The sequence below is a fragment of the Microbulbifer sp. VAAF005 genome, assembly GCF_030012985.1.
GTDB lineage: Bacteria > Pseudomonadota > Gammaproteobacteria > Pseudomonadales > Cellvibrionaceae > Microbulbifer.
Window position 1 is genome coordinate 4,164,145 of sequence record NZ_CP120233.1, and the last position, 13,140, is coordinate 4,177,284.

A 13,140-nucleotide genomic window follows, 5' to 3' on the forward strand; every position below is an offset into this window, starting at 1 on the left:
ATGTGAGAGTATTGCAGTGGACTATGTCCACAACAGTGAGTAGCTGGTCTGTAAATATGCACGGGCCAGCCGAATCTTTTAAAGCATATTACGACGAGGTTAATCGTTATGGCACTGTCTGCAGTAGAAAAAGCAGCAATCCTGAAAGAGCACGGCCAATCTGAAGGCGACACCGGTTCTCCGGAAGTCCAGGTAGCCCTGCTGACTGCCAACATCAACAAACTGCAGGGTCACTTCTCTGCGCACAAGCAGGATCACCACTCTCGCCGTGGTCTGATCCGCATGGTAAACCAGCGTCGCAAGCTGCTGGACTACCTGAAGCGCAAGGATCTGAACCGTTACGCACAGCTGATCGCTAAGCTCGGCCTGCGTCGCTAAGACCCTGGAATGCCCGCCTCTGGCGGGCTTTCTTCTTTAATGCTTGCTGAAAAGTGGCGTTGTTGTCACTTTTCGGCAGTTTCGCAACACAACCCCAGGGGCAAATATCCCGGCGGATGTGCTGCGTTTGCACCGGCCACCCGGGTCGGTAGCGGTACATCCCCGTATCGCTCTGGACTGAAGGTTTGGAACTTCTATCCAGGCAACCACTGTAGGGGTTACTGGAATGGGCCAGTAACCGTAAGGAAATAGGAAAAAAACTAGTGAATCCAGTAAGCAAAACTTTCCAATACGGACAACACCAAGTCACCATCGAGACCGGCCGTATCGCGCGCCAGGCTACCGGTGCTGCCCTGGTTAGCATGGGAGAGACTGTCGTCCTGTGTACTGTTGTCGGCGCTAAAGAAGCCAAGCCAGATCAGGGCTTCTTCCCGTTGTCCGTGCACTATCAAGAAAAAGCCTACGCGGCTGGCAAAATTCCCGGTGGTTTCTTTAAGCGTGAAGGCCGCCCGTCTGAAAAAGAAACCCTGACTTCCCGTCTGATCGATCGCCCGATCCGCCCGCTGTTCCCGAACGGCTTTATGAACGAAGTTCAGGTGATGTGTACTGTTCTCTCCGCTGAGAAGGACATGGACCCGGATATCGCTGCCATGATCGGCACTTCCGCAGCGCTGTCTGTTTCCGGTATACCTTTCGCAGGCCCAATCGGTGCTGCGCGCGTGGGTTACACCCAGCAAGACGGCTACCTGCTGAACCCGGGTTACGAAGCTCTGAAGACCTCCGAGCTGGACATGGTCGTTGCCGGTACCAAAGACGCCGTACTGATGGTGGAGTCCGAAGCCCAGGAGCTGCCGGAAGACATCATGTTGGGTGCGGTACTCTACGCACACCAGGAAATGCAGGCCATTATCAAGGTTTGTGATGAGCTGAAAGCGGAAGCGGGCAAGCCCCAGTGGGACTGGCAGGCTCCGGCGGAAAACACCGAGCTGAAAGCTGCCCTGGACGCTCAGTTTGGCGAGAAGGTTGCCGAAGCCTACCGCATCACCAACAAGCAAGAGCGCAGCACCCGCCTGGCGGAACTGCGCAGCGAAGCCGCTGAAGCCCTGGCTAATGAAGAAATCAGCGCCGATCTGGTAAAAAGCTACTTCGGCAAGCTGGAGAAGAAGCTGGTACGCGGCGCTGTAGTGCGCGGCGAGCCCCGTATCGACGGTCGCGACAGCAAAACTGTACGTTCGATCGCTGTGGAAGTTGGCGCTCTGCCCAAGTCCCACGGCTCTGCGCTGTTCACCCGTGGTGAGACCCAGGCTCTGGTAGTGGCTACCCTCGGTTCCACTGGCGATGCACAGATCATCGACGCCCTGGAAGGTGAGCGCAAAGACTACTTTATGCTGCACTACAACTTCCCTCCCTACTCTGTAGGTGAAGCGGGTCGTGTAGGTGCTACCGGTCGCCGCGAAATCGGTCACGGCCGCCTCGCTCGTCGCGGTATCGCTGCAGTTCTGCCGAGCCCGGACAGCTTCCCCTACACTGTGCGTGTAGTTTCCGAGATCACTGAATCCAACGGTTCCAGCTCCATGGCTTCCGTATGTGGTTCCAGCTTGGCGCTGATGGATGCGGGTGTTCCGCTGAAGGCACCGGTTGCCGGTATCGCTATGGGTCTGGTGAAGGAAGACGAAGGCTACGCGGTTCTGACCGATATCCTCGGTGACGAGGACCACCTCGGCGATATGGACTTCAAAGTAGCGGGTACCGCCTCTGGTGTAACCGCGCTGCAGATGGACATCAAGATCGAAGGTATTACCGAAGAGATCATGGAAACCGCTCTGGAGCAGGCTCTGCACGCGCGTCTGCACATCCTCGCGGAAATGAACAAGGTGATCGACTCTTCCCGTACCACCGTGAATGAGAACGCACCGCGCTACGCGACCCTGAAGATCCATCCGGACAAGATCCGCGACGTGATCGGTAAGGGCGGTGCGACTATCCGTTCCATCACTGAAGAGACTGGCGCCTCCATCGATATCGAAGATGACGGCACTATCAAAGTCTTCGGTGAAGACGGTGAGAGCCTGGAAGCGGCGGTAACCCGCATCGAGGAGATCACTGCGGAAGCTGAAATTGGCGCTATCTACGAAGGTACCGTGGTACGTATCGTGGACTTCGGTGCGTTCGTTAACTTCCTGCCGGGCAAAGACGGTCTGGTGCATATCTCCCAGATCGCTGAAGAGCGCGTAAATGCCGTAACTGATTACCTGAGTGAAGGTGAGAAGATTAAGGTTAAGGTGCTCGACGTTGACCAGCGTGGGCGTATCAAGCTTTCTATCAAGGAAGCCAAGGCCGATGCAGCTGCCGCTGAAGAAGCCAAGCAAGCTTCCGACGAAGCTTAAGTCTACGGACTGAAAAAACCCGGCTTTTAAGCCGGGTTTTTTTGTATCTGCCGAAGTGGAATTGTCGCTTATTACCGGATTTCTATTAGAATTCTGGAAAAAAAGGGCAAAACATTGGATAACTTCTGGCTGATCGACATTCTCCTCACCCTCGCCGCACTGCTGATTGCCAATCAGTACTGGCGTCTTATCAATGCTCGCTTCCAATCAGCTGCACTCTTGGTGATGGCGGGTCTTCTATTTATCGCTGTCTCTGCGATTGTCGATGCCTATCGCTACGGTATTGATCCCGGGGCAACCCAATTACACCGGGCTTTACTGCAACTATCCGGGTTTAGTTCGCTGTTGCTAATTGGAATCGGGTTGGTTTGGGCTCGTTTCGAGATAGCTATTGGACAGAGTACCCGGGGACCCGCTTATGTAGTGCTGGTGCTGGTACTGGCCTCGTCTATTGGCGTCGCGGAAAGTGGCAGGTTGTCGCCGGAGGAAGTGATAGAGGTATTTTCCGCCCTGGGGCTTCTATTGTGGTTGTGGGTTGCAATGATGGAATTGATGTCACCGCGACGACTGGCGCCACCGGGGCCCCTGTTACTCGGCGCGGGGGCTGTAGTCATCGCAATGGATGGTTTGTTTGTGGGTACCGGTGCGCCCAGGGTGTTGGGCTTGGCGCGTACAAACTGGTTCCATCTTCTGCTGGGACTTTCGTTGTTTTCACTGTTGGCCGCCCGCCCGTTATTTGAAAAGGAAAATAGTTCAAATGAGTAAAGTAATTACTGAGCTTCGCGGAGGTTGCCACTGTGGCGTTATTCGCTATCGGGCGCGGCACGAGCGCGACTCTGGGGAGAAATTGGTAGCCCACGCGTGCAATTGCTCGATGTGTGAGAAAGTGGGGTTCCTGCACGTCATTATTCCCGCTGAAAACTTTGAGCTGGAGTCTGGGGAAAAAGACCTGCATTGTTATACGTTTAATACGGGGGTGGCCAAGCACCTGTTTTGTCGCCACTGTGGCGTTAAATCCTTTTATGTGCCCCGCTCCAACCCGGATGGCTATAGTCTTAATGCGCGCTGTTTTGATGAGAGGCCCAGGGACTTGGAGGTAAAACCTTTCGATGGTCAAAACTGGGAGCAGAACGCCGCAGAGCTGGCCCATCTCAGTAAATAAGTCGCGCAAAGAAAGTAATACTCCAACCAATATCAGGTGATATGAGAGCCTATGGAAACTGGTCTGGTCTACGCTGTCTTACTCGATCGCAAAGGCTCGGGCCGGGAGCTTTCCTGGACCGAGGTGCAATCATGGCAGCCGAGCCAGGGGCTTCTCTGGTTGCACTTTGACTACGCCAATAGCAAGACCGTCGAGTGGCTCCAGCAGCACAGTGGGCTTACAACGACAGCGGTAGAGACCCTGTCAGCAAAGGCAGTTCGCCCCTGTGTAGCAACTGTGGAGGATGGGCTGATTTTGGCCATGTATGGTATTGAGAGAAAATCCAAACCTCGCTCAAAGGATATGATCGCCGTGCGAATTTGGGCTGAGAAAGACCGCATTATCAGTACTGGCCGACGAAAGTTACTTGCGGAGGATGATTTACTTTCCCGTTTGCGCAGTGGCTTTGGACCTCGTGGAACTGCAGCTCTGTTGATGTCGCTGGCTGATTTGCTGGTCTTGCGGATGTGTGAAAAAGCTGAGGATTTCGAAGAAAAAATTGATGAGTTGGAAAACCTGTTATTAGGTAAGGGGGGCGGAGCTATCTTCTTTATTAGTGCGTCTGCGCAAGAAAACTATCGTGTTACGGCGCTATTTATGCCTGCAAAGAGAGGTTCTGAGACGTCTACAACAGGAATCCTTACCCTGGTTTGATAAGCATAGTCACGCTCTTTTGGGTGAAGCAAATGATCGACTGCAAAGGCATATCGATGATATTGATACAGTGCGGGAGCGCGCCGCCATCGCCCAGGAAGAGTTGTTGAGCCTCACATCAGATCAGTTGAATAGCCGTATGTATGTGCTATCGGTGGTGGCTGCAGTTTTTCTGCCCCTGAGTTTTCTTACCGGGCTATTCGGGATCAATGTCGGTGGTATTCCCTGGGGGCAATCATCTCTGGGTTTTATTGCTTTTTGTATATTGCTGATCGTGGCATTGACTGGGCAGATCGCTTTTTTCTACTGGAAAAAGTGGTTGTAGTCATCTTTTCAAATATTCCAATTGAATAGTCTGTTTAAGCTAACTGGTTGCTAATCAGCCATTAAACCCTATAGACCTTACGATTCGATCAGCATTCGCCATAATGGTATAGGCGATGGTTGAACCTGCAATATCGGGAAAGTTGGCAGAATCCGTAATATGGACATTTTTAAAGTGTGCCGGCCTCCCTAAAAAGTCTGAACGGAATATTTCATGTTTTCCTCCCATCGGGAAACTGCCCCCAAGGTGGAAGCTTTTGCCTGGCGGTAGTACTGTGAGAAAGAAGGGGGGACCATGCCAAGCCTTATCAGTGAGCGTCTTATTAAAGACTGCGTTCTTTGGGCGATTTCTCGAGCTCTCGTATTTTCAATTCCTCTTATTTCTATCGAAGAACTATCTGAGTGTTTATCGGTTAAGGTCAGCTCCAATGAATCAGAATCCTCAGAGGACATAAAACCCTGAATTACGTATAAGCGATCCAAGGCGACTTGCTTTGGGAAAAGGGTAGGAAGTAGAGATGTTAATTGTTCTTCAATAATTTGGCTTCGACCATAAAGTTGGAGGTGTATTTGTTCAGGGCTTATGTTTGGATTGTCAACTTCTAGAAAGATTTCTGCGAGGGTAAACTCAATCTCATAACGATACCCTTTGTAGAGAAAGAGGGGGAAGAAAAAATATTGGCTGTTTTTTATTTTGATTGGAGTATTTAATAGATTGAGGGATCTTGCCAGTATTGTAGTGGTGGCAAACTGGCCGGTTGCGAGAAAAACTTTCTGTGCGGTAATTTTTTTTATTTTGCTATTGGTTATATCAACTGCAATCACATCTACGCCTTGACTTGTTTCATGAATCTCCAAGACAAGAAGACCTTTATGTATGGTGAGTTTGTCTTTTTGTAGTTTTTCAAACAAGTATTTAGGGTTGAAAATAGATTGGTATGGGCATCCGTCAAAGCAGTGGCCGCAATATCTACATCCATACTCCCCCTTGCTTGCATCTACCGCTAAGCGGGCTCGACCAAATTCAATGCCATTCCTCTGGAGATTACTTTCAATAGCCTTCAATTTTTTCAATAAGAAATCTGTCGGCGCATTTCTTTTGATGGCAGTAAAGTTGTTAGGGAATAGTGGATACTTGTTGTTGAGGTTGTCTATCTCCGCACTTATAGGCATATAGCGGAGTACATTTTTGTAGGATGGCGTTAGTTCATTTAAGGAAATAGGCCAATTTGCTAGCTGACTTTCACTGTAGGGCATGATAGCTGCACCCCATACGTTCCCAAGCCCACCAAAGCCATGGGAAAATTCTGTATTACAGTTTTTTGTCGTAATGCTGAGAGGTTTTGGTACTCTGTATGGAAAGTCAGACCCAAATAGATATCTTCTTTCCAGGCCTTTTCGGGAGGCTACTGGAGGTGGAAACAGTTTATCTTTGTCCTCCTGAGTCCATGCATCAACGTTTTTTTTGGATAAGATATTAACTTGGTATTTGATATCGTCTTCAAGGTCATATGAAACATCAACGACTTCAACTTCTTGCCCAATATCCTGCAATGCCTTGACCGTAGCGATACTCGCAGGACCACTCCCGATAACCAGATTCTTAATTCTGTCCACTGAAAGCCCTTCCCGCCAAGCATGTGTTTGTGCGTGGGTTAAAGTTCTCCTCAATAAGCAAAATTGTAGCTGGATTGTGTTTTCAGTCCGGTGTCGTTCACTTTGTCGGTAAATTGGTTAAGCCCCTTCCGATCCCCTGCGGAAGAGGCTGTGTGCCGCTCGTTTAGTGTTTAACCCATGAGAAGTCTACAAATACTGGGTCGTGGTCGCTCAGCCCTGTGTACTCTGCGGAGCCAATATAATAATTGGTTACGTCCAGCGTGTAATTGGGGTTGTTATTAATAACGACGACATGATCGGTATCGTCCTGAAGTTCATCAGCACAGGCTTCCAAGCTGGTGTCGCTGCCAGATAGCATATATTGGCAGGCATGCTTGCCGCCGGTTTTGGCAAAAAATGCTTTCCAGGTTTGGTAGTTTGTACCGCGCCAGCCGTCGTCATTTTCATCAAACGCCATATTGAAATCACCGGCCAATATGACTGTGGCATTACTTGAGTGGGCGACGATCATATCGGCAATCTGGTCGAGTTGCTTGGCTTTGGCATTTAGGTCATCGTCTTGGTGTCCTGCATCCATATGGGTGTTGTACACATGGACATGGAAGTTTTTGGTTACTTCAACTTTTGCTACGGTAAAGCCTTTTTCGGTATCACAGTCATTACCTGCGCACTTATCAAAAGTTTCCTCCTCATAAGTGGCGAAGGTGTAGTCGTCGTCATCGCGATTATCTCGGTCAAACGGAAACTTGGAAAAGGTCAGCAGGCCATTGCCAAAGCTGGTACCAGTGCCTTTCCAGTGTTTGGAGCGATAGGGGACTGTATCGTTATCAAGCTTGTCGTTGTCGTCCAGATAGTTGGCTTTGGTTTTGCTCCAGGCCTCCTGCATCAACCAGAGGTCTTTGGGGTTGTTATCAAAAGTGTTAATAATCTGTTTGAAGTCAGATTTGCTGTTACCGCCAATACATTCCAAAAACCCATCCATGTTGTAGACGATCATGTCAAAGCTGCCTGAATTGGCATCGGCAAATTCAGTGTCACCGTATTCATAGCCGTCCAGGTCTTTTGAGCCGGTATCATCGACATCATCAATAAATTCAAACCAGTTACAGGAAGTAATTGCATCCCATACATCTTCAAAGTCTGCTCCTGCAGCGGGATAACTGAATAGAAACATGAAGGAAATAAATATTCTTTTTATCATTATTGCTCTCCAAATTTGTTATTACCGACGGTTTTGTAGTGGTGCCGAAAATTGGGGCGTTTCTCTGGCGGCCCCTTTGTTTTCGATGGAGGGGATGATGGATAGCGTAGATTACAAATTGGAGTAAAGGAGATTTTTTTATTTTATTTTTCTGTAAGGGCGGCGCGATTTATTTTTTCATAAGGAAATAATAGAAATCACGAAAGTTGTATATTTTTATGCAGGTAATAATTGATTCGTTAGGCGGGTTAAGCAGGATCGGGAAGTATTATTTAGAGTGGTCTGAAGGCTGCAGAAAAGTTACAAAATTCTTTAGGACGGTTTAAATGGTTCCATCCGTGGAGCCAAGGTATCTAGTGAGCACAGGTAAAGGGATAGTTGATCGACGAGTGCTGGTTAACCAAAGATAGTGACCATTTGGCGGGAGAGGGCGGTTAAACGTCCATCGGCATCCCACAAGCGGGCCTGTATTACTGCGTAGCCATCCTCAGCCTGTTCCACTTCGGCCTCGTATTGCCACCAGTCAGAAGCGGTGCGCTCTGGGAGTGGCTCCATAAACTCCACTGTCCATGTTAATGAGCTGGCGGGAGCCGGCTCTTTCATCATCGGGAGTGTCGCCGGTGGCCAGGCATCGATCAGTGCGAGTAAGTGGCTGATACCAGTACGGCTCTCACTGCCATCCTTAAATCGTACCCAGCCACCTAAAACTCTCTCTTTCGCGCCGCTGAAAGGCAGGCCCCCACTAGCGATGCGGTAATCGAACTTCTGTGTGAACTCCGGCACTACACCTTCGATATAGGGCAGGGGCAGGCATTTATCCGGGGTGGGGTACTCCGGTGCTGAGGGACCTTTGGCGAGAACCGATGACTCCCTGCCGCGGCCAAAACTGGCGAGGCCCGCCAGCATAACGGCATCATCCTGATCGAGGTGCCCCTGCACCTGGGTGACAGAGCGGCCTGCGCGAAGGACATCCGCGCGGGTGTTAATCGCCCCTGGGGCAACAGGGCCTACGAATGAGGTGGTAAAAGAGCGCAAGCTGCTGTCAGAAGGCAGCTCTGAAGCCATCTGCTCATACAACATTGCGGCTACAAGGCCGCCAAATGTAGCCCGCCCCTGGGTCCAGCCTTCGGGCACAGAAGTGGCGCCATTGGTCGAGAGCCAATCCTGGATTAGTTGGTCGAAAGTCATAGTGTTACCGCTTGAGAGCGGCAGGTGGGACCTGCCGCAGAAAAATACCGGGTGAGAAGCACCCGGATGAGGGGAGTATTATTTAAATATGTGTTCCTCGCCGGGGAAAACGCCTTGTTTGACGTCCTCGGCGTATTTGCGCAGGGCCCCGGGAATATCCTCGGCCTCTACCAGGAAGTTTTTGGAAAACTTGGGGGGCTGTTGGGTGAGGCCCAGGATGTCATTGATTACCAGTACCTGGGCATCGCAGTCGCGGCCCGCGCCTATGCCGATGGTGGGCATGGATACGGCTTTGGTAATACGCTTTGCCAGGTCGGCGGGAACACATTCCAACACCAGCAGATCAGCTCCGGCTTCGTCGAGTTGTAGGGCGTCTTCGAGGATTTGCTTGGCGTGTTCTTCGTCGCGCCCCTGAACGCGATAGCCTCCCAGTTTGTGTACTGATTGAGGGGTGAGGCCCAGGTGGGCGCAAACGGGAATACCGCGATCAGTAAGGATCTTCACGGTGTCGGCGAGCCAGGCGCCTCCCTCGATCTTCACCATATGTGCACCGGCCTGCATGATCCGGGTTGCATTCTGGAGTGCCTGCTCCGGGGTGGCGTAAGTCATAAACGGCATATCCCCCATAATCAGGGACTTCTTATTGCCGCGCGCGACCGCCTCGACGTGGTAAATCATTTGCTCCATCGTCACTGGCACGGTGCTGTCGTAACCGAGCACGGTCATGCCCAGGGAATCTCCGACGAGCAGTGTCTCAACCCCGGACTTTTGTGCCATCGCAGCCATAGGGGCATCGTAGAGAGCAACGGTAATAAACTTCTCACCATTCGCTTTCATTTTTCGCAGGGTTTGAACGGTTACGAGCTTTTCTAATTCAGAGGGTGCATACATAACAATTAACTTCCTGGGTTGTAATAGTGTCGGCCACTGGTGATCGTGAACAGATATTCGACCAGCTGTTGGTAGTCCTCTGGGCTATCGACAATGTCGATCTCCTCGGTATTGACGATGAGTAGAGGCGCCTCATCGTAAAAATGGAAAAAGCGGGTGTAGGCGTTGTTGAGGGTGGCGAGGTACTCATTGCTTATCGCCCGCTCAGCCGGGATTCCCCGATTGCGGATTCGGGCTTGCAGCACATCGAGGGGAGCTTGCAAATAGATCACCAGGTCCGGCTTGGGTGCTTCCAGGGTGAGATGTCTGTACACCTGCTGGTACAGGTGCAGCTCATCCTTATCCAGGGTGACTTCAGCAAACAGCTGGTCCTTTTCAATTAGAAAATCCGACACCCGCACCGGCTCAAAGATATCGTCCTGCCGCAGTGCCTGGATTTGCTGTGATCGCTGGAGGAGAAAGTGCAGTTGGGTGGGCAGTGCGGCATTTTTTGGGTCCCGGTAGAAACGCTCTAAAAAGGGGTTCTCCTCGGGTAATTCCAACAGCGTGTCGTAATTGAATGTGGAGGCCAGCTTCTTTGCCAGTGTGGTTTTTCCCACGCCAATATTGCCTTCCACCGCGATAAATTTAGGCGGCGTTTTATCAGACAGGTTGAATTCAGCTGTGCTGGTCTCGGGTTTTTCGATAACCACTTGAGCGACTCCTCTTTGTCTGGGGTCTTCCCTGATGAGTTGCAAACGCAAAAGTACTATTGAGAGGGCCGCCCGTCGAGTAGTTGGGGAGCCTCAGTCGATCAAACCTTTTCCAGGCGGTTTTCCGGGCAGCCCTGTAAGAGTGCTGGAAGGGCTCCCAATCCGGGCAGTTCCATCGCGGGAGCCAGTTCAGAAAGGGGTAGCAGTACGAAGTTGCGCTCGGCCATGCGCGGGTGTGGGACCTGTAGGCGGGGCTCATCGATTTGAGATTCCCCAAACAACAGGATATCCAGGTCCAGGGTGCGGGCGCCCCAGCGGATGGAGCGCTCGCGCCCGTGGGACAGCTCGATAGATTGGAGCTGGTCCAGTAGTGCTAGCGGGGACAGTGCTGTTTTCAATGCTGCGACGGCATTGATGTAATCGGGTTGATCGCCGGGGCCGACCGGGGCGCTTCGGTAAAAGCTCGAACACCCCAATAATTCTGTACTGGGGATTCGTTCCATGGCCGATAGGGCGCTGCGCAGTTGTTTGCCGGGCTCTGCCAGGTTACTGCCCAGGCCGATGTATACCGTTTCCATTACTGTTCTGCTCTCGGCTTGCGACGGCGGCCGCGAGAGTTGCGGTTGCGGCGCCCACCGCTGCCTGTGCGCTGTAGCTTGCGCACCATTTGCTGGCGCTGCTCATCGTCAGCCTGTTGGAAGTCGGTCCACCATTTGCCCAGGCCCGCTTCAATCTCGCCACTTTCTTCCCGCAGCAACAGGAAGTCGTAGGCGGCGCGGAAACGGGGGTGTTCCAGCAAGCGCTGGGCCCGGCTGCCACCGCGCTGGGGCAGGCGCTGTTGCAGGTCCCAGATTTCCCGCATGGGGATTGAGAAGCGCTTGGGAATAGCGGTGTGGGCCAGCTGTGAACTGGTAACTTTTTGTGCCGCTTGGGCCAGCGCCGGCGCTGGCGGGGTACCCTTGGCAATCAGCTTTTGTTGCTCGGTGCTCACCGCAGGCCAGAGTAGGGCGGCGTAGAGGAACGCTGGGGTAACACGCATATCGGCGCGGATACGTTGGTCCGTGTTCCGCAGGGCTTGTTGGGATAGTTTCAGGGCCGCGTTGTTGGCCTCAATTTGTGCGGCGTTATCCGGGAACAGGTGTTGCCAGAGCTGGTACTGGCGCAGCAGCTCAAAGGTGCGCTCTCCGTGGCCACTCATCAGCAGCTTGAGAATCTCATCGAATAGGCGAGCCGGGGCAATATTGCGTAACAGTGGCGCCAGCTCGTGCAGGGGAGCTTCGGTCTTGCCTTCAATAGTGAAATCCAGCTTGGCGGCGAAGCGCACTGCGCGCAGCATGCGCACCGGGTCTTCCTTGTAGCGGACCTCCGGGGAGCCGATCATTCTAATCAGGCGCTTTTCAATATCCTCGACACCGCCGGTGTAGTCGTGGATTTCGAACCCTTTGGTGGTGTAGTAAAGCGCATTGACCGTGAAATCCCGACGCATGGCATCACTTTCCAGGTCGCCATAGACATTGTCACGCAGCAGCATGCCGTGTTCGGACTGCTTGGCCTCGTGGGTCTCGCCATCGCTGTGGTGACCGCGGAAGGTAGTCACTTCGATAACTTCACGGCCTATACGGGCGTGCAGGATGCGAAAGCGGCGACCGACAATGCGGGCGCCGCGAAACAGCACCTTGGCCTGCTCTGGAGTGGCGTCGGTGGCCACATCGAAATCCTTGGGGTGGCCGCCGAGCATCAGGTCGCGCACACCTCCACCTACGATATACGCCTGGTATCCGGCATCCTGAAGGCGCTTCATAACTGTTAAGGCCGCGCGGCTGATTTCTCGGCGCGAGATGCTGTGGTCGTTGCGGGCGATAACCCTGGGGCCTTTACTGGCCGGCTTGCGCCAGCGTTTGATACTACTAATCAGGTTGTTGAGCATACGGCTGTCTATGTTGACTGCTGCCATTTAGGGATGGCCGGGAAAGCCCCGCTGTGCTTGGCCACGCATTGGTTGGCGGCCTGTATAAGTGGTGGTCCCTCTGGGGAGATTCACGATGGCACTGCTGGAGCCTCTATACCTGGGCTACCCCAGGAGCGAGTCCGGAAAGGAGCCTCAGTGGCTGTTTATCCTCAGAGATCGGGACTCGCGGGCGCGATTCTAACACACGCAAAGGAATGCGCCCGCAATATGCGGGTGCCTGTAAGTTCGGGGGAAAAGAAATATGGGAATTATTATTACCAGTATGAAGGCAGCGGCTTCCTTGCGCTCTCAATTTGCTTTCAAGCAAACACCCTCTCCCAGGTACAGTTCAGTCAGTTTGCAACGCGCTTGTTGTTATTCTTATTCTTCTTGAGTTTTATTGTTATTGTTTATTGTTGTTCTTGCGGTTTTGGCCACTCATTGCTTTTATTGTCGGCCGCCCCATTATTTTTATTATGTTTCGCCCCACTTATTGTTAGTTGTTATAGGGCTTTTAACAGTCATTTATTTTTATTGTTGGCTGTTTTCAATTTTTGTACTAAGAGTAAAGCACTTAGTATGCCAACTTTTAAAAATCCTTATAAATCAATAGGTTGCGATCTTTACGAAATTTGACGGAACTTTTCCTGGAGCTATTG

Annotated in this window: 14 protein-coding genes; 7 read left to right on the top strand and 7 right to left on the bottom strand. The window is 51.9% G+C overall.

From position 1 onward, the window contains the following. Positions 1-108 precede the first annotated feature (108 nt). From rpsO to P0078_RS18690, 6 genes are all read left to right on the top strand, one after another. A complete protein-coding gene (gene rpsO, locus P0078_RS18665; protein ID WP_252083174.1) occupies positions 109-378 on the top strand; it encodes a 30S ribosomal protein S15 in 270 nt (89 codons plus the stop codon). Between the two features lie 263 nt (positions 379-641). Then, positions 642-2,765 carry a polyribonucleotide nucleotidyltransferase gene (gene pnp, locus P0078_RS18670; RefSeq protein ID WP_282931411.1) on the top strand — a complete coding sequence of 708 codons (2,124 nt, stop codon included), beginning with the start codon at positions 642-644 and terminating at the stop codon, positions 2,763-2,765. A 114-nt stretch (positions 2,766-2,879) separates the two neighbouring features. Continuing rightward, a complete protein-coding gene (locus tag P0078_RS18675) occupies positions 2,880-3,530 on the top strand; it encodes a hypothetical protein (protein WP_282931412.1) in 651 nt (216 codons plus the stop codon). Then, entirely contained in the window at positions 3,523-3,927 is a 405-nt protein-coding gene (locus tag P0078_RS18680; RefSeq protein WP_282931413.1) for a GFA family protein, read from the top strand. The genes P0078_RS18675 and P0078_RS18680 overlap by 8 nt, the downstream gene beginning before the upstream one ends. Positions 3,928-3,978: 51 nt before the next feature. Beyond that, complete coding sequence (locus P0078_RS18685) at positions 3,979-4,620, top strand: CorA family divalent cation transporter (protein WP_282931414.1); 642 nt, start codon at positions 3,979-3,981, stop codon at positions 4,618-4,620. Next, a complete protein-coding gene (locus tag P0078_RS18690; protein ID WP_282931415.1) occupies positions 4,547-4,945 on the top strand; it encodes a CorA family divalent cation transporter in 399 nt (132 codons plus the stop codon). Before P0078_RS18685 ends, P0078_RS18690 begins: the two co-directional genes overlap by 74 nt. Positions 4,946-5,133: 188 nt before the next feature. On the opposite strand, the gene P0078_RS18695 is transcribed toward P0078_RS18690, so the two are convergent. The 7 genes from P0078_RS18695 to pcnB all read right to left on the bottom strand — a co-directional run bounded on the left by P0078_RS18695 (position 5,134) and on the right by pcnB (position 12,487). After that, positions 5,134-6,561, bottom strand: coding sequence for a hypothetical protein (locus P0078_RS18695; protein WP_282931416.1), 1,428 nt, complete (start codon positions 6,559-6,561; stop codon positions 5,134-5,136). Positions 6,562-6,724: 163 nt separating this feature from the next. After that, positions 6,725-7,762, bottom strand: a complete 1,038-nt coding sequence (locus P0078_RS18700; RefSeq protein ID WP_282931417.1) for an endonuclease/exonuclease/phosphatase family protein — start codon at positions 7,760-7,762, stop codon at positions 6,725-6,727. Positions 7,763-8,158: 396 nt separating this feature from the next. Then, positions 8,159-8,950: an acyl-CoA thioesterase gene (locus tag P0078_RS18705; RefSeq protein ID WP_282931418.1), complete on the bottom strand. Its 792-nt coding sequence runs from the start codon at positions 8,948-8,950 to the stop codon at positions 8,159-8,161. A 78-nt stretch (positions 8,951-9,028) separates the two neighbouring features. Further along, the gene (gene panB, locus P0078_RS18710; RefSeq protein WP_282931419.1) at positions 9,029-9,841 is read right to left on the bottom strand and encodes a 3-methyl-2-oxobutanoate hydroxymethyltransferase; all 813 of its coding nucleotides are present in this window, start codon (positions 9,839-9,841) and stop codon (positions 9,029-9,031) included. 5 nt (positions 9,842-9,846) lie between these two features. Continuing rightward, complete coding sequence (locus P0078_RS18715; protein WP_282931420.1) at positions 9,847-10,533, bottom strand: deoxynucleoside kinase; 687 nt, start codon at positions 10,531-10,533, stop codon at positions 9,847-9,849. 101 nt (positions 10,534-10,634) lie between these two features. Further along, positions 10,635-11,111, bottom strand: coding sequence for a 2-amino-4-hydroxy-6-hydroxymethyldihydropteridine diphosphokinase (folK, locus tag P0078_RS18720; protein WP_282931421.1), 477 nt, complete (start codon positions 11,109-11,111; stop codon positions 10,635-10,637). Then, positions 11,111-12,487, bottom strand: coding sequence for a polynucleotide adenylyltransferase PcnB (gene pcnB / locus P0078_RS18725; RefSeq protein ID WP_444925801.1), 1,377 nt, complete (start codon positions 12,485-12,487; stop codon positions 11,111-11,113). Before pcnB ends, folK begins: the two co-directional genes overlap by 1 nt. 6 nt (positions 12,488-12,493) lie before the next feature. Here pcnB and P0078_RS18730 point away from each other — a divergent pair, with 6 nt between their 5' ends. Further along, positions 12,494-13,117, top strand: a complete 624-nt coding sequence (locus P0078_RS18730; protein ID WP_282931422.1) for a hypothetical protein — start codon at positions 12,494-12,496, stop codon at positions 13,115-13,117. The last annotated feature ends 23 nt before the right edge of the window (positions 13,118-13,140 follow it).

Excerpts from the sequence above, each read along its gene's own strand:
- P0078_RS18685 (WP_282931414.1), top strand. The coding sequence starts at position 3,979 with ATGGAAACTGGTCTGGTCTACGCTGTCTTACTCGATCGCAAAGGCTCG.
- panB (WP_282931419.1), bottom strand. The coding sequence starts at position 9,841 with ATGTATGCACCCTCTGAATTAGAAAAGCTCGTAACCGTTCAAACCCTG.
- rpsO (WP_252083174.1), top strand. The coding sequence starts at position 109 with ATGGCACTGTCTGCAGTAGAAAAAGCAGCAATCCTGAAAGAGCACGGC.
- P0078_RS18700 (WP_282931417.1), bottom strand. The coding sequence starts at position 7,762 with ATGATAAAAAGAATATTTATTTCCTTCATGTTTCTATTCAGTTATCCC.
- P0078_RS18730 (WP_282931422.1), top strand. The coding sequence starts at position 12,494 with ATGGCCGGGAAAGCCCCGCTGTGCTTGGCCACGCATTGGTTGGCGGCC.
- folK (WP_282931421.1), bottom strand. The coding sequence starts at position 11,111 with ATGGAAACGGTATACATCGGCCTGGGCAGTAACCTGGCAGAGCCCGGC.
- P0078_RS18680 (WP_282931413.1), top strand. The coding sequence starts at position 3,523 with ATGAGTAAAGTAATTACTGAGCTTCGCGGAGGTTGCCACTGTGGCGTT.
- pcnB (WP_444925801.1), bottom strand. The coding sequence starts at position 12,487 with ATGGCAGCAGTCAACATAGACAGCCGTATGCTCAACAACCTGATTAGT.
- P0078_RS18705 (WP_282931418.1), bottom strand. The coding sequence starts at position 8,950 with ATGACTTTCGACCAACTAATCCAGGATTGGCTCTCGACCAATGGCGCC.